Genomic DNA, 23,276 nt, shown 5'->3' with positions numbered 1-23,276 from the left:
TCAGTGTAGTGCTGAGTGCGCTGGCCTGTCGCTGAGCGTTCGCCAGCGATTTGGTGTGGTTCCCTGCCATTCTTTGAACGCGCGATAGAAAGAACTCGTGTCCTGGTATCCAAGGAGGCAGGCCACCTCGTCGATGCCGATCGAGGGATCGATCAGCAACTGGTCGGCAAGCTCCTGCCGCGCCTCGACGACAAGCGAGCGAAAGGTAGTCCCCTCCTCGGTGATCCGTCGTTGTAAAGTGCGCTCGCTCGTACCGAGCTTACCGGCGATGTTGGCGACTTCCGGCCGACCGCTGGCAAGCCCTCGTTTCAGGACGATCTTGACCTGATCGGAAAGACTGCTTTCGGCATCAAGATCGTTGCGGGCCGCTGCGAGCGCTGGCGTTAGAAGATCGAGGAACTCGAGATTATGCCCCGCGAAGGGTCGATCGAGGTCCGAAGATTTCAGTACCATCGTATCATGCGACGCCCCGTAGCGGATCGGACAGCCGAAATGCGCGAGATATGCCTCACTCTCCGGGCCTGACCTAGTCAGTTCGATGCCGATCGGCACGACATGGTGACCGATGCCTCTGCGACCCAATTCCAGCAGATAGGCGAAGGTCGAGTCGACTAACGCTGGCGGCTCCGGCGCTGTCGCATAAGCCCATTTTTTCGAGATCGAGAATTCGCCGTTTCGTTCCTCAAAATGAAAGCGCTCCGAAGGGCTGTTCCTCTTGAAGCGGTCGATCCGGGCAATGCCGTCGCGATAGTCCGCGGCGTAACACGCCGCGAGGAATGCCGGTTGATGCCCGGAAGTGTCCATCGCCTTGACCAGCTTCAAGGAAAAGGTCGGGTCAAGCGAGAGCTTCTCTACCGCTTCCCAGACAGAGAAGAACTGCGCAGTCGTATAGAATGCATGCGGTTGTAGATGGAGCGTAGCGGGAAGGCGGGCTTGCCTCAGAATCACAGCCGGCCGCAGGCCAAGCTCGGCAAACCCGCGCCAGAACGCCGGTGGCATCTTGCATCTGTCAGCAGGTGTATCGATCATGTGCAATAAGCCTCAATCATCCGGACCGTGCTCCGCGCTGACGACCCGACGGTCTGCTGGCATCGTTCCCATTATGACGCCGTTGGGAAAACGCAGCGTCTTCAATGGCGTCGAAACGCTCTCCAATTAGGCTTACATCACCAAGGCTCACAATGCCGGACGATGCCAAACGAATGGCGAAGCGCGCCAAGAGGCAACGCTGCCGCGAAGCCTCCGCCGGTCACAGCGAGATGTCCCCGCTCATGACAGATACGCACGAACCGCGCAGTGTCGCGACAATACCCTCCGGCGTACGGAGCGCGTCAACCTGTAGGAGGCTTGGCCTTCCCATCTCGACGCCTTGGTGGATCTGAAGCTCGCTTCATCGGCATCGGCATCGGCATCGGGCTCGAGCGATAGCAACAAGCATGCGAGGGGCGCATTCGCGCTGCCGGTGGCGGGATCTTCCCACGTTCCCGAAAGCGGCGCGAACATCCTGGCGCGGATTGTTCTCCCCTCCCTGGTGTAGGCATGAACCGAGAACCGGCTGCCGAACTGCGGGTAAGCATCCAATGCTTCCCTGAAACCGATCAGGGACGGATCGCACCGGGCCAGTGCTTCGCTGGTGACCTCGACAATGACGAAGGGTGTGCCGTTCGAAGCGAGCGTCGGCAGATGGTTTTTCGTGACGATGTCCGCCCATTCCAGCTGGAGCGTCCGAGCCACGACCTCGGGAAGCACTGTTTCTCCGATACTGAGAGGCTGCGGCGCCGCGATCCCCGCGCCGATCGAGACGCCGTCTGCATTGCGGTCGATCCGGGCACGCACGATCCCGGCGGGGATCTTGAACGTGGCTACGCTGAGAGTCGGATAAAGGTTAGCCAAGACAAAGGCCGTGCCGACCATCGGGTGTCCGGCGAAAGCCATTTCAGCCGTGCGATTGAAGATACGGATGCGTGCCGTATTGACCGGATCCGCCGCCGCCAGGACGAAGGTCGTCTCGCTGAGGTTGAACTCGGTCGCAACGGCTTGCATGGTCGGAACGTCCAGCGCGTCGGCCCCAATAACGACGGCAAGCGGGTTTCCGCCGAAAAGTCGCTTCGTGAACACATCGACGGTGAAGAACGGTATCTTACGTATATGATCGATCCCATCGGTGCGGACGCTGAATTGCGGTGCGCTATGCGAAGCGGCCCTGCCTCGATCCAATGCATTTCACCGATCATTCCAGCTGGCGGGCGGCAGCTTCGGCGGTGTCCTGAGGCTGCGTATTGAAGGCGATCGCTGCGGTAGGGGCTTTCCTGTGAACGGCGTTCACTACTTGTTCGAATAGCGTCAAGCCATTGGGAGGGATCCGCAAGCCCCCGCCGATCACGACACAATCGTATCGTTGGGAAACCAGCTGGTCTTCGATCATCGCGATGCCGGCCGGGTCGGGCGTGATCATGCACAAATCGCCGATCCATCCGCGCTCTTCGATCTTTGCAACCGCGATTGCAATTCCCGCCTCAATCTTTGCAGCATCGAAGCCGGGTGGCAAAGCGGGGTCTGAGAAATCGACGGTGTCTGGCTTTTGGCCAACGAACAATATTCTAGTCATGTGATTGCTCCAAAGGATGATGCGCGGCGCGGACAGAATACCGGTTGAGAAAAGCGCCGACCAAGTCGAGCGCTTCACGCGCCGCTTTGAGCAACGCAACGTTGGCGGGGAACACGTGTAGCATGCCCTCCCAGACATGCAGATCTGCCAACCCGCCGGCTTCAGAAAGCTTGTTCGCATAGCGGCGGGCGTCATCGAGCAGGATTTCGTCTTCACCGACATGAAGCTGAACGGGCGGCATGTCCATCAGTTCGCCGTATAAAGGCGAAGCAGCGGGCATCGTCGCTTCGGCTGATCTCAGATAGAGTGTCGCAGCCTGGATCAGGACCGTACGGTTCAGCAACGGATCGTGATCTCCTCGCGACATTACGCTATTCCCGGTTACCGTCAGGTCGGTCCAGGGCGACATGACCGCAATAGCGCACGGTTTGAGCACCCCCTCATCAACCGCCGCTCTCGTCATGCGCGCAGCAGTTGCGAGCGCCAGCCCTCCACCAGCAGAATCTCCCGCAATAGCGATCTGGGAAAAGCCGTCGCTTACGAGCCCGCGATAGGCTGCTTCGGCATCGTTGATCGCCGAAGGGAATGGTTGTTCGGGCGCGAGGCCATAGTCCGGAACAAAAGTCGCCATCCCTGCGCGCTTGGCAATCTGGCCTGCAAAGTTGCAATATGCCTTAGCGGAACCGAGCACGTAGGCGCCGCCGTGAAGGTACAGGAGAGCGGCGCCGGGTTGAGCATCGACAGGACGGCACCAATATCCCGCTATACCGCCGACGTGAGCCGATACGTAGGCGACGTCATCTGCGGAGGGAGTTTTGCTCATCAGATCATCGAAGGCTTGACGCCCGCTCGGGGCAAACGCCGGCGCGGGTTGAAGCGCGATCATCGTGCGCATCGCCAGCATCGCGGCTCGATCGCGCAAATGCTCCTGATGGTAATTTTCAGTCATTAGACCCTCCGGTTATCGATCGCTGCCAGCGAGGCCCGCCGTTGGCGTCGGCGGGGCGTCGTGCTCAGCCGTTTCCCCAGGTTTTGGCCGCTGCCGTGGCGAAGTCGCGGTATGAGCGTGGTGGGTGGCCGAGCAAGGTCGTCAAGCGCTCGATAGCGTCTGCCGTCGCCACCGCACCGTCCATCTGGTAGCGCCTCATCATCAGCTTGAGGTCATAGGCGGCCCATGCCGGTCCGACCGCCTTGAGCCGCTGCTCCATCATTTCCAGATCGTCTCCCGCATAGGTTACGGGCCGGTCGAGTATTTCACTCCACATTGTCGCAAGCGACGCTCCGGTCAGGACATCGGGCCCGACCAGATCATACGTTACACCGGTCAACGGTGTCGTCGATCGTTCGCGTCGCAGCAGCTCGTGGGCTGCCGCTTCACCGATATCGCGGACATCGACCATCGAAATCCCACGTTGACCAATCGGCATGCCGTAAACGCCGGCACCGAGCAGGGCGTCCTTTTGCCGCAAATCGTTCTGGATGAAGTAGGCAGGCCGCAGGATCGTCGCCGACAGTTTCTCGGCATGGATCATCCGCTCGACGGTTACCTTGCTCGCGAAATGCGGGACGTCGGCATAAATTTCACCGTTGAAAACGGACAGATAGACGATGCCACGCACCCCGGCTTCGCGCGCCGCGGCCACCGTCTGCATTGCCTGGGTAAGCTCATCGGGAGCATTGGGGGCCAGCAGGAATAACGTCGTCACGCCATCAAGCGCGGCCCTGACACTGTCGATGTCCGACAAGTCGCCTTTGACTGCCGCCACGTGGGCCCCGAAGTTCGCCTTTTCGGGTGCGCGCGTCATTGCGCGTACTTCGGCATCATGTCCTTCGAGCGACTTGAGCACCTTGGTGCCGATCGTGCCTGTGCTGCCTGTTACCAGTATCGCCATGTCGTATCTCCGTGATCGCGACGGGAGAACCGTCGCTGCTTGTCATAAGATAGCTGTTTCAAAGTGCGTAATAAGACGGCAGTAACGGGACACAATGTCTCAAAAGTGGAACGATCATGAACCTCTCCGCTCTTGTCGATTTCAACTATGTCGCGACGCATGGCGGCTTTGGCCGCGCCAGCAGGGCGAGTGGACGTTCGAAAGCGACGCTGTCGCGAAAGGTCACGGAGCTCGAAGCCAGCCTCGGCGTCCGTTTAATCGACCGTGGTTCAAGGGCGTTGCGGCTTACCGATGACGGGCGCGCGCTCCATGAGCGGACTGCCGGGCCGTTGGCGGAGATCACCGACGCCGAACAGTGGTTGATCGCCGGCGCGGTGGTTCCAAGGGGCAGGCTTCGGATCAGCGCGCCCATCGTATTAGCCCATGTCCTCCTCGCCCGTGTGGCAGCAGAGTTCGTGCGCCGCTATCCCGAAGTGGAGGTCGAGATCGTCGCCGAAGACCGCACGGTAAACGCGATCGAGGAGGATTACGATGTTGTGATCCGGGTCGACCCCACTCCCAGCGAACGAATGGTCGGTCGACGCATACTCGAGGACGAACGTCTCCTCGTCGGCTCGACCCTGTCGGAGACCCCCTGGGGGACAGAAGCGGGAGACGATCCTCAACCCATCATGGCGGTAGGCAGCAGCACTGCGCGAACGGGGACCGAATGGCGTGTCGTTACCGATAGTGGTATCCGTGCGGTTCTGCCGAGGTTTCGTCTACGGCTGTCATCCTACCTGATGATCCGGGACGCCGTACTCAGCGGGGGCGGCTTTGCGATCGTCCCAAAGCTCTTGGTCGAGCAGGACATTGCCGATGGGCGACTGGTGCAATGGGGCGTACAGGACGGACCCAAGGTCGAAATATGGGCCCTCCAAAACACGCGAAGGCTGTCCAGTACGAAAGTCCGTATCTTTCTCGATGAATTGAGCGCTTCAATGGACACAGTCTGATTACAGGCATAAAAGTGCCCATCGATCGCATCTTTAACAGAACAGTGGAATCGGTAGGCAGCGCGGATACTTGTAGAGCGTCAATATTGTGTCGGCCTTATGGGGATATTGGCAATGAATGGACCAGCCGCACTTCTCGCCGCCGCTGCCACCTTCTTGGGCACGCATTTCGCTTTGTCGCATCCGCTTCGCGGATCCCTGGTTCGTACTCTAGGGGAGAAAGCGTTTCTCGGTGTCTATTCGCTGGTTGCCTTTCTCACGTTCGGTTTGATGATCTGGGCCTATCGGGAAACAGCGTTGACGACCCCGATCTGGCCGGTCGGTGACGGACTCTGGGTGGGCGCAACCGCGCTCATGCTCGTCGCCTCCGTGCTGCTCATGGGATCCCTGGTACGAAACCCAGCGCTGGCCGGGACCGGCGTAGACGCAGCCACAGCATCCGCCAGCGGCGTTTATGCTGTTACGAGGCATCCGATGATGTGGGCATTCGCGCTCTGGGGTGCCACGCATATCCTGATTTACCCGGTCACCAAGAATGTCATTCTGTCCGGCGCGATTATCATCCTGGCATTGGTTGGCGCCGCAATGCAGGATCGGAAGAAGGCGAAGCTCGACCCGCAGGCCTGGCCGGTCTGGGAAGAACGCACCAGCTACCTTCCATTCGGAGCGATCCTTACTGGCCGTGCGAAATTGGGGGGCTTCGGGGCGCACGCGCTGGCCGGCGGACTCGTTCTGTGGTAGCTGGCGACCTGGGCGCATATACCGCTGGCCGGCTGGTCGGCAGGCATTTGGCGCTGGGTGTTTTGACGCTACGCGAGCAAAAAAAGTATGATAAATTCTGGTCGATTGTCAGCTCGACGATGCCGAACGCGCTGCAACGAGGATATCCATCGATCCGCTGCTTAACCCTGCAAGATCAAGCCAGGCTGCCATCCGATCGAGCTCAGCCGATAGAGCCTCGACGATATTCGTCGGCGCTTTCGGCTCGAATGTGGCCTGCTTGACGACCAGCGCACCGGCTGTCCGATCCGCTTTTAGGTCGACCCGAGCAACGAGCGCTCCATCAAGGAGGAAGGGGAGGACGTAATACCCGTGCTCGCGCAGATGCGCCGGCGTGTAGATTTCTAGTCGATAGCGAAAGTCGAACAATCGCTCGGTTCGCTCGCGACGCCACACGAGCGGATCGAACGGCGACAGAAGGGCACCGCCCGTAATCTTGCGTCCGCTTCGGGCATCGCAGTGCAGATAAGCCTGTTGCCGCCAACCCCGGACCCTAACCGGAGTGAGGACTCCCTCCTCGACCAACTCCGTGACTGGGATGGCGACATCGGCCGCTGGAATGCGGTAATAATCGCGCAGATCGCCTTGGGTAGCGATGCCGAGTTGCTTCGCGGCGCGCGCAAGCAAGGCCCGTCGAGCGTCGTTTCCCGTGGGCGTAGGCAAGTCGATCACCCGACGCGGCAACACGTTCGCGGTAAGATCATAGACACGTTCGAAGCTCCCGCGGCGATGCGTCGCGGCGATCAGTCCTGACCAAAACAACCATTCGAGCGCATGCTTGGCATCGCTCCATATCCACATGCCTTTGCGCGCGATCGCGGGAGCCAGGTCCGACGCCGCAAGCGGGCCTTCTGTGGCAATGCGGGCCAGCAAGACGTCAGCTTCTGACCGACGCGCGCCAGCAAATGGCCGGAGCTGTTGCCAAATCCCTTCGCTCTGCAGCGCCCGCTCCATGCGCCAGCGCAGCAGCGGGTAGTAGTCCACTGGAATGAGCGATGCCTCGTGGCCCCAATATTCAAAAAGCCGCTTGGGACGTTCGGCCATCAACCCGTCGAGAAGCCCGCGATCGAAGGTGCCGAGACGTGAAAACAAGGGCAGATAATGGGCGCGGACCAGCACGTTGACGCTATCGATCTGGAGAAGCCCCAACTGCGATATCGTCTCGAGCAACCGCTTCGTATCGACGGCATTCTCGCGCTCGCGCGCATTGAAGCCCTGAGCGGTGAGCGCCATGCGGCGCGCTTCGGAGGAAGAAAGCTCTAGGGTCATGTGTCTCGTTGAAAAGGGCATCGATGAAAGGCGTCGTGGCAGTCAGCGGCAGCGCTTCATATGTCGTCCGACATGCGGGCGAGAAGCTCATCCATCATCAACCGTTCGCCGGGCGTCAGCATCGGAGCGTCTTCGACCCGCGTCCGTAAGGCTGCAGCGAGTTGCGATCGGTCGGACGATTGCGAAGGCGGCGTCGATGACAGGATCGCATTCATGACGGCCTCGCGAGCCATATGCGATAGGTCAAGGTCGTCATGATCATGCCCGGCTTCCAATAAGACGGTGATCGCCCCGGTTCCAGCAGCGTGAATGAGCGCCACGGCCCGCTCCTCGGAAACGCGTAAAAGCCCAGCTTGCGCAACTCGCCTGACACGCCCCCGCAATGCGGCCATCCCCTTGGAAGCAGCCGGCGACGCTGCGCCAGCGCTGCTCCCGGCAACCATCAACCGATACACCGCAGGGTGATGCAAACCGAAAGCTATGTGGCCATCCCAAGCGGAACGTAGGTCTTCTACCGGATCCATGAGCGCCGGCTTGCCGAGGGTGTCAGCAGCATAGTTCATGAAGACATGTTCTGCGACAGCGTCGAGCAGACCCTTTTTGTCGCCGAAAATTCGATAGATTGTTGGTGGCTGACAGCGGGCAGCTGCAGAAACAGCGCGGGTCGTAAGAGCGTCTATGCCATCGCCCGCGACGATATCAGCCGCAGCGATCAATATCCGTTCCCTGGTATCCTGAGAGACAGGGCTGTCAGCGTCGAGCATTTGTCATGATAACGTTGGAAACCGAAACTGGCTACCATTGGTTGTGGCATCGAGTTATCAACGAAATACAAATAACAGTATCAACGATTTGGAGTCGCGCTATGCTGATCGTAACGGGCGCAAATGGTCAGCTTGGCCGGGCGATCGTCAACTCCCTCGTCCAATTTGTCCCGGCTGAACGCGTGGGGGTTAGCGTGCGTGATCCAAGCAAGGCTAGAGATCTGGTGGCGTTGGGCGTTCGTGTGCGCGTTGGAAACTTCGATGACGGTGAGAGCCTCAATCACGCCTTCGAGGGGGCTAGCCGCGTCCTGCTCGTGTCATCGAACGCCGCTGCGACTGGAGGCGACCCACTGGCCCAGCATCGGACTGCGATCGAGGCCGCTCGCCGTTCAGGGGCGAAGCGAATATTTTACACCAGCCACGCTGCTGCCGATGAATCCTCCGCCTTTCCTCCCGCGCGCGATCACGCCGCAACGGAGACTATGCTTTCACAGGTAGGAGTCCCATGGACTTCGCTTCGGCACGGCTTTTATGCCGAAAGCGCCCTGATGTTCATGGGCGATTGGCAAAAGACCGGTACGGTGAGCGCTCCGGCCGATGGCAAGGTAGCGTGGACGGCCCATGAGGACCTGGCAGAGGCAGATGCGCGCCTACTTTGCAGTGAGCAAGAGCATGATGGCCCAACCGCCGCCCTCACAGGCTCGGCGGCTTTAGACCTTGCAGATCTTGCGGGTATGATAAGTAATCTCACCGGTCGCACCGTTCATCGAGTGGTGATACCCGACAGCGAAATTGCTGAACGGATGGCTTCTCGGGGCGCTCCACCATCCGCCACGGCGATAGCCCTCGGGCTTTATCATGCGAGCCGACAAGGCGAGTTTGCAACCGTCGATCCGGCACTTGAGCTTTTGCTCGGTCGTAAGCCGAAAGGCATGTCACGTGTTCTCGCCGAGGGCATTTCAAGATCAACCGGTTAGAGGACAGCGGCAGATTGTCCGCCCTTGAGCGCGTAGGGCATAGTCGGCCAACGCGCTAACGCCTAACCATCGCAAAACCACCGATACACACCAAACAACCGAGAACACTCAAACCCGCCGTCGGACGCTACGCTTCGCTTCGCGGTGCACCCGGAGGGCGCATGCGTTTTCTGTTGCGCTCAGATGACCATCCTCGTTCCCGCTGCACGCGCTTTTCGGAGCTCTGCTCGATCAAACGGCAGTCTTTCAACGCGTGATCTGACGTCATATCAAATCAGTGCTGTCCATCTTTATCCTATGTCGTAATAATGACGGAGATGCGGGATCGCCACGACGCCAAAAGAGATTACGCACCGACTGCCCGGCTAGAAGCCGTGGCATGAGGGCGCGCGCGATCCTGGGGGGCGCTGCGATCCTTGGAGCGATCGTCCTGTGGTATCGCCCCGCACTGGACCACGGAGCCGCCGGTTCCAATCCGCTCGGTTGCGCCACAACAAACGACGGTTCCGTGTGTGATGCCGTTGTCGGCCTCTCCCAGGCGATGCACTCTCCGTTGCTCGCCGCTAACCGAGCCGCATTCCTTCCGCCGCCCGAAACACCGGGCGCGGTCGACCCCGCCATCACCCAGGAAAACATCGACGACACGATCTGCCGTCTGGGCTACGCCCGGTCAGCGCGACCCGCCTATTCGATCACCGGGCCGCTAAAGCGCCGCATGATGGATGCGCAGCATCCCGGGCAGCGCATGGCGGACTACGAGCTGGACCATCTCATTCCGATCTCGATCGGAGGGGCGCCGCTCGACATGCGCGACCTCTGGCTTCAGCCACGCGAGGGACAAGCTAACGCCGGCGACAAGAACGTCCTGGCTTATGTCTTGTGGCGGTTGGTTTGCACCCATCAGGTGCCACTCCAAACCGCCCAACACGAGATCAGCCACGACTGGACGCGAGCGTACCAGCTCTACGCGACGCCCGAAAACATTGCGAAATATCACTTCCGGCACCCCGAACGGGAGCGCGACTAGCGCTTCCTAACGGCGCGGTTTCAGCATTTCGCTTCAGCCAAGGAGAGTATGATGCCTCAGAATATCGCAGAGTTCCGGATCATCGGTCGGATCGGCAAGATCACCTCGCGCGAGAAGGTGAAGTACGTCAGCGTCGCGGCGAATTACAACCGACGGGACGGTGACGAATGGAAGACGGATACGCATTGGAACAGCGTGGTCTGTTTTTCGAACGTCGCTTCGCAGGTCGATAATGCCGCCAAAGGCGACCTTGTTCATATCACTGGCCGCGTGCGTGAGAGCCAGCATGGCGAAGCGAATGATACATCTTACCGAACCGAGCTGATCACCGACACGTTTTCAGTTCTGACCAAAGCCGACACCGAGGACTCGGATAGCTGATGGGATGCGGGGGCGGCCTTCGGCACGGCTCTATCGGCGCTACGCCCCGGCCGAGCCCGCACGCGGTCTCGGCCCTGCCGGGTGACGATCCTCACCTGTCCGGAAGGGCGCGCACGGGGCGCGCCCTTCCGGACCTCGCACCAAGTCCAACCGCTCCATGACGCACTACACGTACCCCGAATTGCTCCTCGCGGCGCTTGTCGTCGTCATAGTCCTGGCCGCGATCGCCAAGGCAAACCCGCGCACGCCGCGCGTTCGCGCCAAGGCGCTCCTCACCGAACGCGAGCGCGCTGCGCGCGGCATCATCGAGCGCGTCCTCCCCCATACCCGCGTGCATGTGCAGGTCTCGATGGGCGCGCTCTTGCAGCCCAAGGGCGGCTTCGGTCGCAACGAGGCGATACGCACCGGTAGTGCCCCTTGGGGTGGTGTAGGAACACCGATCCTCGGTCAGGCCAAGGATGATCAGGCTGCCAGTGCTGGCAGGCTGATGCGTGGGTTATCGCTCAACGCGCCGATCGTTTCCAGCGTCATGTAACGGCGCGATACCGACCACTCATCGTTTTGCTCGAGCATGAGCGCGCCGACGAGGCGGATGACCGCGGCGGTGTTGGGGAAGATGCCGATGACATCGGCCCTGCGCTTGATCTCCTTGTTGACGCGCTCGAGCGGGTTGGTGGACGAAATCTGCGCCCAGTGCTCCTTGGGGAACGCCATGTAGGCGAGCACCTCTTCGCGTGAGCCGTCCATCATGATGGCGAGCTTTTCGTATCGTTCACGCAGGGCATCGGCGACATGGTGCCACTGCTCGTGGGCGGCTTCGGCGCTCTCCTGGGCGAAGATAGTCTTGAGCATGGCAACGACGGCGGGACGCTGCTTGGGGCCGACATGGGCCAGCGCGCCCTCGCATCCAATGCAACCGACAGCGTTGCTGCGTCGCATGAAATACCTTGCCTGCGGCGCTGCGCAGCCCTTTGTGATCGTCGGAAATGACGAGCTTCACCCCGCGCAGTCCGCGATCGGCGAGCGAGCGCAGGAAGCTCTTCCAGAAGGGTTCGGCCTCGGACGGACCGCTCGCGACGCCGAGGACTTCGCGCTTGCCCAGCGTGTTGACGCCGACCGCCACTATCACCGCGGTCGAGACGATCCGGCCGCCCTCGCGCTCCTTCAGGTACGTGGCGTCGATCCACAGATACGGCCATTCGCCTTCAATCGGGCGGTTGAGGAAGGCGTTTACCCGCTCGTCGATCTCGATGATCAGCCGGCTGACCTGGCTCTTTGAGACGCCGGTCCCGCCCATCGCCTTCACCAAATTGTCGACCGAGCGCGTCGAGATCCCTTGGATATACGCCTCCTGGATCACCGCCACCAAAGCCTTCTCCGCAGTACGACGCGGCTCCAGGAAGCTCGGGAAATAACTGCCCTTCCGTAAGCGGGGGATCGCCAGCTCGATCCGCCCGGCACGCGTGTCCCAGTCGCGCTCACGGTAGCCATTGCGGTGGTTCAGGCGATCGGCTGAGCGGGTGCCTGCAGGCGCGCCCGTCTTCGCCTCAATCTCCATGTCCATCATGCGCTCTGCGGCAAACGCCAACATCTCGCGCACCAGATCTGCATCCGCCTCTTGCTCGACCAGCTCGAGCAGGGCCATCTTGGCATCGGTCATCGTCGTCTTCTCCAGGTTCGAGTTCGCATCCGAACCCTACCGAAGATCGGCGATGGCCACCTCATTCGTGGCAGCTTCCTACACCACGCCCCGGGACACTACCTACGCACGCGCTACAAGTTTTCCTCGAAGATCGTCGACTTCGTGATCGAGGACCGCGCATCCGGCGCGATCCTCGCGCTGGTCGAACTGGACGATCGCAGCCACGACGCCGCCCGTGATCGTCAGCGTGACGCGATGACCGCTTCGGCCGGCTACCGTACCGTCCGCTTGCACGCCGGCACGTCCACCAGTGCGACGCGGGGCGGCGCATGATCGATCACAGGAACAGGACGAATTCGGCGCTGGACGCCGATTTTCTCCTTTCGTTCTCTCGCCGGATGATTCAGAATCGGTACCATGCCGATCCGTCCGGAACATCGCTGGCTCTATCCGATCGACTGGCCCGAGATCAGCCGGATCGTGCGCTTCACACGCGCGGGCGGGCGCTGCGAGCATTGCCAGCGCCCCCACGGACGCCGCGCAACGCTGCTGCTGGGCACCGATGGCATCTGGTGGGATACCGAGATCCACGCCTGGCGCGACGGCCGCGGCCGCCAGCTTCGCCGCCAACCCGGCTACGTCCCGCTCGAGGCGATCGGGATGACGCGCAAACCCGTCTATCTTGCGACCGCCCATCTCAACCACGACCCGACCTTCAGCGGACCGCGCTGGCGCAACCTCGCAGCGCTCTGCCAGCGCTGCCACATGATCCACGACGGGCCCGAACATCGTCGGCGCCGCTGGTGGAACGCCTTTCGCCAGCGTGCGATCGGCGACCTCTTCTCGGGTCGCTACAGCTAGACCCGCCCGCGGGTACGCGGAAGCGGGCGGCGGTTGCCGCCACAGAGGGGAGGATGCGGGCTGCTCTTCGGTTTAATTTTGCCGGAGACACCCATGATCGAAATCCTTCAAACCCACAGGACGATCGCCATGGCACGTTTCCCGATCGACGCTGAAATTCGCGCCAAGGATATCGTCGAGAAGCTCGGCGGAATCTGGCGCGGCACCCGCGGCGAATGCCGCTGTCCGGCGCATGACGACGGCTCTCCGAGCCTGTCCGTCCGCTTGGGGGGACAGGGCGATCCTGTTCCACTGCTTCGCCGGCTGCACAACGATCGAAGTCCTCAAGGCCCTGCAGCGCCGCAAGCTCCACGATCGCACAGCCGTCTCGATGCCCGAAGCGCGCCCCAAGCGCGACATGGGCGCGCTCGCGCTCCGGCTCTGGAAATCCAGTCAGCCGATCGCCGGCACGCTTGCCGAGGAGTACCTCCTCGAACGCGGGCTCTCCGCGCCCTTCCCAAAGTCGCTGCGCTTCAACCCAGAGACGATTTACGGATCCGGGCCGTCCAAACTGACAATGCCCGCCATGATCGCGGCCGTGGAAAACGACCTTGGTGTGGTCGCGGTGCAACGCACATTCCTCGATCCGGACAACGTGCTGCACAAGCCGATGCCCAAACCAAAGGTCTCGCTTGGCCTCCTCGGCACAGCAGCCATCCGGCTTGCGCCGGCGACGGACGAGCTGGGCTTCGCCGAAGGCATCGAGGACGCCCTGTCGGCGATGGAGTGGTTCGGCACGCCGACATGGGCCTTGGGCGGCGTCGAGCGCCTGGCGTTCGTAGCCATCCCCGAAAAAGTACGTCGCATCATCGTCTATGGCGATCGCGGCCGAGCGGTTGCTCGCCAAGGCGCGCGACCATCTCACCGCGAACGGTCGAGAGTTGGTCAACCGCGTGCCCGAACAGCACGACGATTGGAACGACGCCTGGAGAGCGCATCTCGCAGCCGCCCCAGCAGTTGGTGCGCAGTAAATCAACGGAGTTACGTCGCGCTTGCGCCAAATGGCAGTTTTTGCCATACGGGCAAGAGGAGAACAGTTATGGCATCCATGAACATCTCGCTGCCTGATCCCATGCGTGATTATGTTCAGGAGCGTATCGATCGAGGTCGGTATGCCAGCGTCAGCGATTATGTTCGTGACCTTATCCGCCGTGACCAAAGCGGTATCGAAGACGAGGAGCGTTGGCTTCACGATCTCGATGTGTCCATCGGCGAAAGCCTTGCAGAGATGAACGCAGGCGGCGGTGTCGCTCTTGATGCAGCATGCGATGCGGTGTTGGCCGACCTCAAAACGATGGATCGTCAGGACGTCCAATGAAAGTCGTCCTGTCGTCTCGCGCCGTTTCAGATCTCAAGCGGATCGCCCGTTTCATCGCCTTCGACAATCCGCCTCGTGCTATATCGTTCGTTGCCGAGTTACGCGAAACGGCTGAACGCCTCGCGGAATTGCCACACGGTTTTCCGTTGGTGCCACGGTATGAGCAACACGGAATTCGCCGGCGGTCGTGGAAGGGGTACGGAATCCTCTACTCGGTTCAGCCGGACCGGGTGTTTGTCCATCGGATCGTCGGACCTGGCCAGGATCATGATCGTGCCTTGCGATTGGGGTGATTGATGACGGCCGCCCGCGGGTCATCTGCCGAATAGAGGAGAGGGAGCCTTCGGCTTGTTAATCCGGTGATGAGCCCCGGGCGATAAAACCGGAGGCCCTCGATGCGCACTTCAGCCGCAGCTCTCGAACTCGATTTCACCGAACCCTCGATCACGGCCGCCAAGGCGGTCGCCGACACCATCGCCAGAAACGGATCGCTCCAGCGCGACACGCTGCTGTGGATCATGGAACAGGCCTATGGCGGTTCGTCTGCCGACGGTCGCTGGTCGCTTCGCGACGCTTACGACATGCTTGAACTCGCCGAGGTCATGCACCTGGCCAAGGCCGACCTGCCCTCGGCTCCGAGCGATTGCCTTGCCGCGCTCACCGAGCTGGTCGCTGGCCTGCCGACCCACACGGTTCGCAGCGAAGAACAGATCGAGCTTCAGCAGTTCTCGACCCCCGCCCCGATCGCCTAGCCGTCGCGTCATCATGGACGCGCACGGTCGCCAGCGCGTCGAAAGCCGCAGCCCGCGCACCAATCTCGCCGAGACCGACGCCTTCATGCGCGGTGCCAAGAAAATCCTGATCTTCTCCGATGCTGGCGGCACCGGCCGCAGCTATCATGCGAGCCTGACGTGCGAAAACCAGTCGCGCCGCAATCATTACCTCCTCGAGCCGGGCTGGCGTGCTGACGCCGCCATCCAGGGGCTCGGTCGCACGCACCGCACCCACCAGGCGGTAGCACCGCTGTTCCGGCCGGTGTCGACCGACTGCCGGGGCGAACGTCGCTTCATCTCGACGATCGCACGCCGGCTCGACAGCCTGGGCGCGCTCACCCGCGGCCAGCGCCAGACCGGAGGTCAGGGACTGTTCGACCCCCGCGACAATCTCGAAAGCGACTATGCCAAGGAATCCCTCGAACAGTGGTTTCGCCTGCTCGCCAATGGCAAGCTGCGCTCGACCACGCTGGACGAGTTCCAGAAACTCACTGGCCTCGAACTGGAGGGCGAAGGTGGCGGCCTCAAGGAGGAGATGCCCCCGATCCAGCGCTGGCTCAATCGCCTCCTCGCGTTGCGCATCGCGATGCAGAACGCGATCTTCGACGAGTATCTCGGGTTGATCGAGGCGCGGATCGAGGCGGCGAAGGAAGCCGGTACGCTCGATCTTGGCGTCGAGAGCATCAACGCCGAGCGCATCACGATCCTCGATCGCACCGTCATCCGGCGCGACCAGACCAGCGGCGCAGAGACCGAGATCTCGGTCTCCCCACGTCGCACCTCGACGATCACGCGGCGTATCTTGGGTCCTGGTTGAAGGTCCTGCGCAGGGACAGCCGCGCGATCATGACCGCTGCGGCCAAGGCGGAAGCAGCAGCCGGCTATCTGCTCCGCGCAACCGGCCTCGCGACCTCGGACGAACCCGAGGAACAGATCCGTGAAGCAGCATGACCGCTCCGGCCGCCCTCCCCGACCTCGGCACCTACCGGCGCTTCGTCGTGGCGTTCAGTGGCGGCAAGGACAGCCTTGCCGCCCTGCTCCACCTCCTCGGCCTCGGCGTGCCAGCACACGCGATCGAGCTGCATCACCATGACGTCGACGGCCACGGCCCGACCTTCATGGATTGGCCGTGCACGCCCGCCTATGTCCGCGCGATCGCCAACCACTTCGGAATCGCGCTCTACGTTTCGTGGCGCGAGGGCGGCTTCGCGCGCGAGCTGGCGCGCGACGACGCGCCCACCGCGCCCATTGCGTTTGAGACGCCGACCGGCATCGGCCGTGCCGGAGGCAACGGCCCTGCCGGCACGCGCGGGCTCTTTCCGCAGACGTCTCCCGACCTTCGGGTGCGCTGATGCAGCCCCGCGCTGAAGATAGACGTCCTCGCAGCGGCGATCCGGAATCAACCGCGCTTCCTCGACGGCCGCACGCTCGTCATCACCGGCGAACGCGCCGAGGAGAGTCCCTCGCGTGCGCGCTATGCGACGCTGGAACCGCATCGCACCTCGACCCTCGCGCGTGCGGTCGATCATTGGCGTCCGGGCCATGACTGGACCGAGCGCCTGATCTGGGACGCGATCTCGCAAGCGCGCATCCGTCCCCACCCGGCCTACGTCCTGGGATAGGGGCGTCTGTCGTGCCGAGCCTGTATCTTCGGATCGCCCGACCAATGGGCGACGCTCCGGCTCGTCTTCCCTGCCGCTTTCCGACGGGTCGCGGCTCGCGAAGCCGCGAGCGGGAAGACGATCCATCGCTCGCTCACCGTCACGCAGCTCGCTGATCGCGGCACTGCGTTTCCGGCTGCGATGTTGCATCCCGACGAATTGGCGCAAGCCGACGATCCGGTCTGGCGTCTCTCGATCCTGGCGGATCGCTGGACGCTCCCTGCCGGCGCCTTTGGCGACCATGCAGGCCCGCCATGAACGCCGCCACGCCAAGGGCTTTTAGGCTTCACCACACTGGTTGCTATGGCTAAACTTGGCGACTTTCAAAGGGAGCGCAAATACCATGAATATCGGTGAACTGACCAAGGGCGTCGCAGAATCGACTGGATCGACTGAAGCTGACGCAAAGAAGGCGATTACGGCTGTCTTCGATCAGATCGCGCGCGCGGCCGCGAAAGGCGAAGAGGTCGCGGTTCCCGGCTTTGGGAAGTTCTCGGTCAAGGATCGTCCTGAGCGTCAAGGCCGCAATCCAGCGAACGGTGAAGCGATTACGATCGCGGCCTCGAAGAAAGTGGCATTCACGCCTGCCAAGGGTCTGAAGGACAAGCTCTGAACCATTAACGCCGGCGAGTGATCGCCGGCTCCTTCACGACCGGGATCGGCTTTCTGACAGAGGAGAGGAAGCCTTCGGCCTTTTGAGCGCGCGTGTGCGCTCAGGAGGTTCCGCCATGTTCTACGACACGCACTACCGCCACAACGAGGCGCTTTTCCCCGATGCGCTGGGCACCCTGCCCGCAGCGCTCCATGCCCTGAACGCGGGCGTCGACGATTGCCGGCGAGCCGGCAAGCCGATCGACCGCGATGCGTCGATCCTGCTGCTGATCCGCAACCTGGCGTCCGTCGCCGAACGCGGTGCGCCCAGCACGAACGCGCTGCGTCTGCGCTGCGCGCAAGACCGGGGCACCGTCATCGCCGGATCCGCGCTGCTCGACATCGCTGGCAACGGCGTCGCCGGTGACGCCGCGGCGAAACGGACCTTCCATCGACAGGCACGCCTCGCACTCGCTTCGCTCGCCGAGGCGATCGGCCTCGAGACGCATGACGTCCGCATCGACACCGACATGGGCGGTCCTCCGGACGATGGAACGACCGAGCTGCGCCACGCCGATCTCTCGATCCGGGTGCGTCCCCACAGCTTCCTCCCCGACCGCGAGATAACCTTCAACCGCTGTCGGGGCGGCGAACACGCCGGCCCCGTTCAACGCGCGCCGATCGCCGAGCTGCTGGACACAGCCACGTTCCAGCGCCGGCTTACCGCGACGTAGGCGCTCCGCGCCGCGCTGCTGCCGCCTGATCCTCCGATCCCAGGAATATTGTTAGTGGTTGGCTCTTCATGCGCGCGTCCCCGCCCGTGCCGAATTCCTTTATCGGCGCTCTGATCTGGGCGATCTGCGTACCGCCAGCATCGGTTGGCATAACGTTGCGTCTATGGAGGCTAAACGGTTATGCCTTGCGGATTGCGTTGCCTTGACGTGCGTGTAAAATATTCCAGCGGCTCCTGCTTAAAGGCGCGCGCGCCGCGACCCTTCGAGATGGAGCCCGACGTTGCCGGATGATCAGATGGTCGGCGTAGATTTCGCAAGAGCGTACTGGCGTAAGGCAGTCCCTAGCGATTTGAAGCTGAAAGATTCTGTCACATCTGCGCCTGACGAAACCGAGCTTCGGTTGCTGGCTGATAATTTGCCCTCGCTTTGCTGGATTGCGGACGGTGATGGATCGATCAGCTGGTATAATCAGCGCTGGCACAATTATTGTGGCAGCACGCCTGAAGCGATGTCGGGCTGGGGCTGGCAATCGGTGCACGACACCGCAATACTTCCGGAGGTGATGCAACGATGGACGTCGTCCATCGCCGCCGGCGAAGCATTTGAGATGACGTTTCCGCTGAAGGGCGCAGATGGCATATTCAGGCCATTCCTTACCCGCGTTACACCATTAAAAAGTTCAGAAGGCCGCGTACTTCGCTGGTTTGGCAACAATACTGACGTGACGCAACAGCGCGAGACGGAGGCGGCGTTACAGGAAAGCGAATCGTACGTTCGACTTCTGCTCAACACGAGTGCTGAGGCTTTCTACGCAGTCGACCGCGACGGCGTCACCACATTATGCAATGCAGCTTTTGTGACAATGATGGGCTTTGCCGATGCCAATGAGGCGATCGGGCGCAAGCTCCATGACGTCATTCATCACACACACCCGGATGGCGCGCATTATGACGTCGCTGATTGTCCGATCTACCGCTGCGCAAGCGACGGCACCTCAGCACACGTTACTGACGAGCTTTTCTATCGGCTCGACGGTACGCCGGTGCCAGTGGAATACTGGGCCAAGCCAATCACCTTCGAAGGCGAACATCGCGGCGCGATCTGTACCTTTATCGACATCACCGAGCGACTTCGCGCCCGCGCAAAGTTGATCGCCAGCGAGGCTGAGTTTCGCACGTTTGCGCAGGCTATGCCCCACCAAGTGTGGGCATCCCAACCCGATGGATTGCTCGATTGGTTTAATGAGCGCGTGTACGACTATGGGGGCTATGTCGCAGGCGAACTCGTCGGGAATGCTTGGGCCGCGATGGTACACCCCGAAGACGCGCGGCTCGCGACGGAACGCTGGGGCGCGGCGTTAGCATCGGGAGAGCGCTACGAAACCGAGTTTCGCCTTCGCCGTGCTGACGGTACGTATCGTTGGCACCTCGCGCGCGCAGTCCCGATCCGTGCGGAGGACGGATCGACCACGCGGTGGATCGGCACGAATACCGACATTGACGATCAGAAGTGCGCAGCGGCCGCACTTGCCAATCTGAATGCTACGCTTGAGCAAGAAGTCGCACAACGCACCGCGGATCGCGACAGGGTTTGGCGTAACTCACAAGATCTGATTGTCATTGTCGATCCGCTGGGCAGCTTCCGCGACGTCAGTCCATCAGTGACGGCGACGCTGGGGTGGCTGCCAGAGGAATGGATCGGTCGGCCGCTGTTCGACTTCCTCGTCCCTGATGATGGAGCCGATACAGGTGACGCCCTTCGCCGCGCTGCGCAGAAGCCGCTGCAGCGTTTCGAGAACCGCTATCGTCACAAGGATGGTGGCTATCGATGGTTTTCCTGGGTTGCCACCCCTGCCGAAGGGTTAATCTACGCAACGGGACGAGACGTCACGGTCGAAAAGGAAGCGGCTGCCGAACTCGCTAAGGCCCAGGAAGCGCTTCGTCAGAGCCAGAAGATGGAGGCCGTTGGCCAATTGACGGGCGGCATTGCGCATGACTTCAACAATATGCTCGCCGTTGTGCTGGGATCGCTCGAACTGCTGGGTCGACGCTTGTCAGGCGGGGATGCCCGGGCACAACGTTATATTGACGCGGCGACGGACGCATCACGGCGCGCTGCGCTACTTACGCAGCGCCTTCTGGCCTTCTCGCGCCAGCAACCTCTACAGCCAGAGGCGATCGAAGCTAACACGCTTGTGTCCGGAATGTCGGATCTACTCCGCCATTCGCTTGGTGCCGAGGTCCAGCTCGAGACCGTCCTTGCCGGAGGCCTGTGGAGAACGCATGCCGATCCCAACCAGCTCGAGAACATCATACTTAATCTGGCGGTCAATGCCCGCGACGCAATGCCGGACGGGGGTCATCTCACAATTGAGACGCAGAATGCGCATCTTGATGAGCGATACGCCGCCGCTAATCTTGGGGTGACTGCCGGTCAGTACGTCCTGATCGCGGTCACAGATACGGGAACCGGAATGCCGGCGGCCGTCGTGGAAAAGGCCTTTGATCCGTTCTTCACGACGAAGCCGGTTGGCAAAGGCACGGGGCTGGGGCTCAGTCAGGTTTACGGGTTCGTAAAACAGTCTGGCGGCCATGTGAAAATTTATACTGAGGAGGGCCTCGGCACCACCATCAAGATCTACCTGCCGCGCCTTCGCGGAGAAACGCCCAGGGACACCGCAGAAGAGCAAAGTGTCGAGTTAGCGCGTGGCGAGGATCGCGAGGTCATTCTTGTGGTGGAAGACGAGTCTAGCGTGCGCCAGTTCAGCGTCGATGCCCTTACCGAACTCGGGTACCACGTCCTGGAATCGGATGGGGGTGCGAAAGCTCTGCAACTGCTTGGGGAACACCCCGAAATTGTGCTGATGTTCACCGATGTTGTCATGCCCGGAATGAACGGAGCCAAGCTCGCTGAAGCCGCGAGGGGGCTGCGGCCCGACCTCAAGATCTTGTTCACCACCGGCTATACCCGGAATGCGGTCGTCCATAACGGTAAGTTGGACGAGGGCGTCGATTTGATCGGAAAGCCATTCAGCCTTGAGGCGCTCGCGGCGAAAATTAGGGCGGTGCTGGAAGCGCGCTGAGCGAACCAGGTCGTAAGAGGTGGCTCGAAAAATCGGAAGTGCCTGCCAAGTGGAATGGAGAAGATGGCGGTGACGCGACCCAACCAGGTCTGAGCAACCGACATACCTACATCTCGATGGCGCGCGGCTTCGCCTGCTGTTCCGCGATCGATGCTTTGCGCACGACCGACGGGTGGAAGAGCCTGGACACGGAGCATCCCACGTATGTCAGCGCTTGTCGCCGAAGGTGCGGACGTCGATCCTTGGCGCTTTGTCCCGGATGGCGGCGAGCCTTTCGTCCTGCCCGTCCCGGGCCCGTTCGTGCAAGTGGCGGCGTGCGCGGGCTATGCCGCGAGCCGGAGCGAGGATCTGGTCGACCAGCTCCGCATCATGGTCGATGCGATCGGCGCCGATGGAGCGCCCACGGATCACCCCAGCGGCGATGGTCCGCCTATGTGCAACGGGGCAGGCAATTCTCGACGACATCGCGACATTTGGGTTGAGCCCCACTTCAACCGTAGCAGCAAGCGTGGTCACGTCTTCGCCCGACACCTGACGCCCGACAGCCTTCCGCCAGAGAGATGCAGCACATGAGAGGTGGCTCCGCTTGTCTGAACAGGCTCGCGGTCTGGATAAGTGGACTACCGCGGGTTGATCATGCCGCTGCGAGAAGCGGCTGGTCGAAGTATACCTGGTCCGGTGTTCTGGCGCCAAGGGCTGAATGTGGCCGGACGCCGTTATAAAATGCGAGATATCGACCGATGCCGGCGCGGGCTTCGGGAACCGAGGCGTAGGCATTGAGGTACACCTCTTCGTATTTCACCGAGCGCCACAGGCGCTCAACAAACACGTTGTCCCGCCAGCACCCTTTGCCATCCATGCTTATTGCTATCTCTTCGCGGTGCAGGACGGCGGTGAAGGCCACACTGGTGAATTGCGAGCCTTGGTCGCTATTGAAAATGGAAGGCTTGCCGTACCGTGCGAGCGCTTCCTCCAACGCAGCGACGCAGAACGCGACATCCATCGAAATCGACACTCGCCAGGCCAGCACCCGTCGGGTGAACCAATCGACGATAGCCACCAGATAGACGAAACCGCGAGCCATTGGGATGTACGTGATATCCGTCGCCCAGACCTGGTTCGGCCGGATCACTGCCAGCTTGCGCAGCAGGTACGGATAGATCTTGTGCCCCGTCGCCGGTTTCGACGTGTTCGGACGGCGGTAGATCGCCTCGAGCCCCATTCGCTTCATCAGCGTCGCGACATGCCGTCGCCCGATGACCACGCCTTCCTGCCGGAGCAGATCGCGCAGCATCCGGCTGCCGGCGAACGGATAGAGCAGATGAAGCTCATCGATCCGCCGCATGATCAACAGGTCGGCCGGCGAGACAGGCCGCGGGAGATAGTAGATGCTGCCGCGGCTGATCTTGAGCTGCTGCGCTTGACGGGCCAGCGGCAGCTCATGGTCACGGTCGATCATCGCTTTGCGCTCGGCAACAGACCGGCCTTCCCGAGCGCACCGGCCAAAAAATCGTTCGCCAGCGTCAGCTCGCCAATCTTTGCGTGCAGCACCGTTATATCGACCGCTGGTTCGCTCGCTGCCGGCACCGCTCCGAACACGTCTGACGCCCCCTCCAGCAGCTTGGACCGCCACTGATTAATGAGGTTCGGGTGCACCTCATACTCCTGCGCCAGTTCGGCCAGCGTCTTCTCGCCTCCCACGGCAGCCAGCGCCACCTTGGCCTTGAATGCCGGGCTGTGGTTCCGGCGGGGTCGCTTGCTCATCTTGCCTCCTCTTCGCGGCCAGCATGGCCGCTCTCAGATCGGCAATCCACTTATCCCCGCTGTTCAGATTCCTAGAACCACCTCTCCAGAGGTGATGGGGTGGACGCCCCCCGACTGC

The 23,276-nt window shown here is 61.7% G+C and carries 24 protein-coding genes and 3 pseudogenes; 17 read left to right on the top strand and 10 right to left on the bottom strand.

Annotation, left to right across the window (positions count from 1 at the left end; translation table 11 throughout):
* The 5 genes from ACVWYO_RS11660 to ACVWYO_RS11640 all read right to left on the bottom strand — a co-directional run bounded on the left by ACVWYO_RS11660 (nucleotide 1) and on the right by ACVWYO_RS11640 (nucleotide 4,500).
* Nucleotides 1-1,029 carry an AraC family transcriptional regulator ligand-binding domain-containing protein gene (locus tag ACVWYO_RS11660; RefSeq protein ID WP_457350923.1) on the bottom strand — a complete coding sequence of 343 codons (1,029 nt, stop codon included), beginning with the start codon at nucleotides 1,027-1,029 and terminating at the stop codon, nucleotides 1-3.
* A 240-nt stretch (nucleotides 1,030-1,269) separates the two neighbouring features.
* Nucleotides 1,270-2,217: a PhzF family phenazine biosynthesis protein gene (locus ACVWYO_RS11655; protein ID WP_457350921.1), complete on the bottom strand. Its 948-nt coding sequence runs from the start codon at nucleotides 2,215-2,217 to the stop codon at nucleotides 1,270-1,272.
* A 13-nt stretch (nucleotides 2,218-2,230) separates the two neighbouring features.
* Nucleotides 2,231-2,608, bottom strand: a complete 378-nt coding sequence (locus tag ACVWYO_RS11650) for a hypothetical protein (protein WP_457350919.1) — start codon at nucleotides 2,606-2,608, stop codon at nucleotides 2,231-2,233.
* Nucleotides 2,601-3,557, bottom strand: a complete 957-nt coding sequence (locus ACVWYO_RS11645) for an alpha/beta hydrolase (protein ID WP_457350917.1) — start codon at nucleotides 3,555-3,557, stop codon at nucleotides 2,601-2,603. The genes ACVWYO_RS11650 and ACVWYO_RS11645 overlap by 8 nt, the downstream gene beginning before the upstream one ends.
* 64 nt (nucleotides 3,558-3,621) lie before the next feature.
* A complete protein-coding gene (locus ACVWYO_RS11640) occupies nucleotides 3,622-4,500 on the bottom strand; it encodes an NmrA/HSCARG family protein (RefSeq protein WP_457350914.1) in 879 nt (292 codons plus the stop codon).
* A 116-nt stretch (nucleotides 4,501-4,616) separates the two neighbouring features.
* On the opposite strand from ACVWYO_RS11640, the gene ACVWYO_RS11635 reads away from it, so the two are divergent.
* Complete coding sequence (locus ACVWYO_RS11635; RefSeq protein WP_457350913.1) at nucleotides 4,617-5,495, top strand: LysR family transcriptional regulator; 879 nt, start codon at nucleotides 4,617-4,619, stop codon at nucleotides 5,493-5,495.
* 114 nt (nucleotides 5,496-5,609) lie between these two features.
* Nucleotides 5,610-6,236 (top strand): NnrU family protein, encoded by a 627-nt coding sequence (locus ACVWYO_RS11630; protein ID WP_457350911.1) that lies wholly within the window; start codon nucleotides 5,610-5,612, stop codon nucleotides 6,234-6,236.
* Nucleotides 6,237-6,344: 108 nt separating this feature from the next.
* Here ACVWYO_RS11630 and ACVWYO_RS11625 read toward each other — a convergent pair whose 3' ends face one another.
* Complete coding sequence (locus tag ACVWYO_RS11625) at nucleotides 6,345-7,544, bottom strand: winged helix-turn-helix domain-containing protein (protein WP_457350909.1); 1,200 nt, start codon at nucleotides 7,542-7,544, stop codon at nucleotides 6,345-6,347.
* Nucleotides 7,545-7,600: 56 nt separating this feature from the next.
* Nucleotides 7,601-8,308, bottom strand: coding sequence for a TetR/AcrR family transcriptional regulator (locus ACVWYO_RS11620; RefSeq protein WP_457350907.1), 708 nt, complete (start codon nucleotides 8,306-8,308; stop codon nucleotides 7,601-7,603).
* Between the two features lie 5 nt (nucleotides 8,309-8,313).
* Here ACVWYO_RS11620 and ACVWYO_RS11615 point away from each other — a divergent pair, with 5 nt between their 5' ends.
* The 4 genes from ACVWYO_RS11615 to ACVWYO_RS11600 all read left to right on the top strand — a co-directional run bounded on the left by ACVWYO_RS11615 (nucleotide 8,314) and on the right by ACVWYO_RS11600 (nucleotide 11,228).
* Nucleotides 8,314-9,285, top strand: coding sequence for an SDR family oxidoreductase (locus ACVWYO_RS11615; RefSeq protein ID WP_457350905.1), 972 nt, complete (start codon nucleotides 8,314-8,316; stop codon nucleotides 9,283-9,285).
* 379 nt (nucleotides 9,286-9,664) lie between these two features.
* Nucleotides 9,665-10,312, top strand: coding sequence for a hypothetical protein (locus ACVWYO_RS11610; RefSeq protein ID WP_457350903.1), 648 nt, complete (start codon nucleotides 9,665-9,667; stop codon nucleotides 10,310-10,312).
* Nucleotides 10,313-10,363: 51 nt separating this feature from the next.
* Nucleotides 10,364-10,693, top strand: a complete 330-nt coding sequence (locus ACVWYO_RS11605) for a single-stranded DNA-binding protein (RefSeq protein ID WP_457350901.1) — start codon at nucleotides 10,364-10,366, stop codon at nucleotides 10,691-10,693.
* 157 nt (nucleotides 10,694-10,850) lie between these two features.
* Nucleotides 10,851-11,228 (top strand): hypothetical protein, encoded by a 378-nt coding sequence (locus ACVWYO_RS11600; protein ID WP_457350899.1) that lies wholly within the window; start codon nucleotides 10,851-10,853, stop codon nucleotides 11,226-11,228.
* Here ACVWYO_RS11600 and ACVWYO_RS11595 read toward each other — a convergent pair.
* Nucleotides 11,156-12,353 (bottom strand): annotated as a pseudogene (locus ACVWYO_RS11595) (IS256 family transposase). The gene ACVWYO_RS11600 and the pseudogene ACVWYO_RS11595 sit on opposite strands and share 73 nt — an antisense overlap.
* On the opposite strand from ACVWYO_RS11595, the gene ACVWYO_RS11590 reads away from it, so the two are divergent.
* The 11 genes and pseudogenes from ACVWYO_RS11590 (at nucleotide 12,312) to ACVWYO_RS11540 (ending at nucleotide 21,394) form a co-directional block, all read left to right on the top strand.
* Entirely contained in the window at nucleotides 12,312-12,668 is a 357-nt protein-coding gene (locus ACVWYO_RS11590; protein ID WP_457350897.1) for a DUF2726 domain-containing protein, read from the top strand. The pseudogene ACVWYO_RS11595 and the gene ACVWYO_RS11590 sit on opposite strands and share 42 nt — an antisense overlap.
* An 84-nt stretch (nucleotides 12,669-12,752) precedes the next feature.
* Nucleotides 12,753-13,196, top strand: coding sequence for a hypothetical protein (locus tag ACVWYO_RS11585; RefSeq protein WP_457350895.1), 444 nt, complete (start codon nucleotides 12,753-12,755; stop codon nucleotides 13,194-13,196).
* Nucleotides 13,197-13,428: 232 nt separating this feature from the next.
* Nucleotides 13,429-14,553, top strand: coding sequence for a DUF7146 domain-containing protein (locus ACVWYO_RS11580; protein WP_457350893.1), 1,125 nt, complete (start codon nucleotides 13,429-13,431; stop codon nucleotides 14,551-14,553).
* Nucleotides 14,550-14,846: a type II toxin-antitoxin system RelE/ParE family toxin gene (locus ACVWYO_RS11575; protein ID WP_457350892.1), complete on the top strand. Its 297-nt coding sequence runs from the start codon at nucleotides 14,550-14,552 to the stop codon at nucleotides 14,844-14,846. Before ACVWYO_RS11580 ends, ACVWYO_RS11575 begins: the two co-directional genes overlap by 4 nt.
* 102 nt (nucleotides 14,847-14,948) lie before the next feature.
* Complete coding sequence (locus ACVWYO_RS11570) at nucleotides 14,949-15,305, top strand: hypothetical protein (protein WP_457350890.1); 357 nt, start codon at nucleotides 14,949-14,951, stop codon at nucleotides 15,303-15,305.
* A pseudogene (locus tag ACVWYO_RS11565) lies at nucleotides 15,304-16,086 on the top strand (strawberry notch C-terminal domain-containing protein); the annotation flags it as partial. The gene ACVWYO_RS11570 and the pseudogene ACVWYO_RS11565, both read left to right, overlap by 2 nt.
* Nucleotides 16,087-16,130: 44 nt before the next feature.
* Nucleotides 16,131-16,277: pseudogene (locus tag ACVWYO_RS11560) on the top strand (ArdC family protein); the annotation flags it as partial.
* Nucleotides 16,274-16,678, top strand: a complete 405-nt coding sequence (locus ACVWYO_RS11555) for a hypothetical protein (RefSeq protein WP_457350888.1) — start codon at nucleotides 16,274-16,276, stop codon at nucleotides 16,676-16,678. The pseudogene ACVWYO_RS11560 and the gene ACVWYO_RS11555, both read left to right, overlap by 4 nt.
* A 652-nt stretch (nucleotides 16,679-17,330) precedes the next feature.
* Nucleotides 17,331-17,600, top strand: coding sequence for an HU family DNA-binding protein (locus ACVWYO_RS11550; RefSeq protein ID WP_457354970.1), 270 nt, complete (start codon nucleotides 17,331-17,333; stop codon nucleotides 17,598-17,600).
* A gap of 115 nt (nucleotides 17,601-17,715) precedes the next feature.
* Nucleotides 17,716-18,312, top strand: coding sequence for a hypothetical protein (locus ACVWYO_RS11545; protein WP_457350886.1), 597 nt, complete (start codon nucleotides 17,716-17,718; stop codon nucleotides 18,310-18,312).
* 280 nt (nucleotides 18,313-18,592) lie between these two features.
* Nucleotides 18,593-21,394 carry a PAS domain S-box protein gene (locus ACVWYO_RS11540; RefSeq protein WP_457350884.1) on the top strand — a complete coding sequence of 934 codons (2,802 nt, stop codon included), beginning with the start codon at nucleotides 18,593-18,595 and terminating at the stop codon, nucleotides 21,392-21,394.
* A gap of 207 nt (nucleotides 21,395-21,601) precedes the next feature.
* Here the strand turns inward: ACVWYO_RS11540 and ACVWYO_RS11535 are convergent, their stop codons facing one another.
* On the bottom strand, nucleotides 21,602-21,910 hold the full coding sequence (locus ACVWYO_RS11535) for a hypothetical protein (RefSeq protein WP_457350882.1): 309 nt from the start codon (nucleotides 21,908-21,910) through the stop codon (nucleotides 21,602-21,604).
* 118 nt (nucleotides 21,911-22,028) lie between these two features.
* A protein-coding gene (locus ACVWYO_RS11530; RefSeq protein ID WP_457349017.1) for an IS3 family transposase occupies nucleotides 22,029-23,158 on the bottom strand; the annotation gives its coding sequence in 2 pieces (ribosomal slippage) (nucleotides 22,029-22,897 and nucleotides 22,897-23,158; 1,131 coding nt in all).
* Nucleotides 23,159-23,276: the final 118 nt, after the last annotated feature.

Source organism: Sphingomonas sp. UYP23 (assembly GCF_054059235.1).
This window is presented reverse-complemented; position numbering and strand designations above follow the sequence as displayed.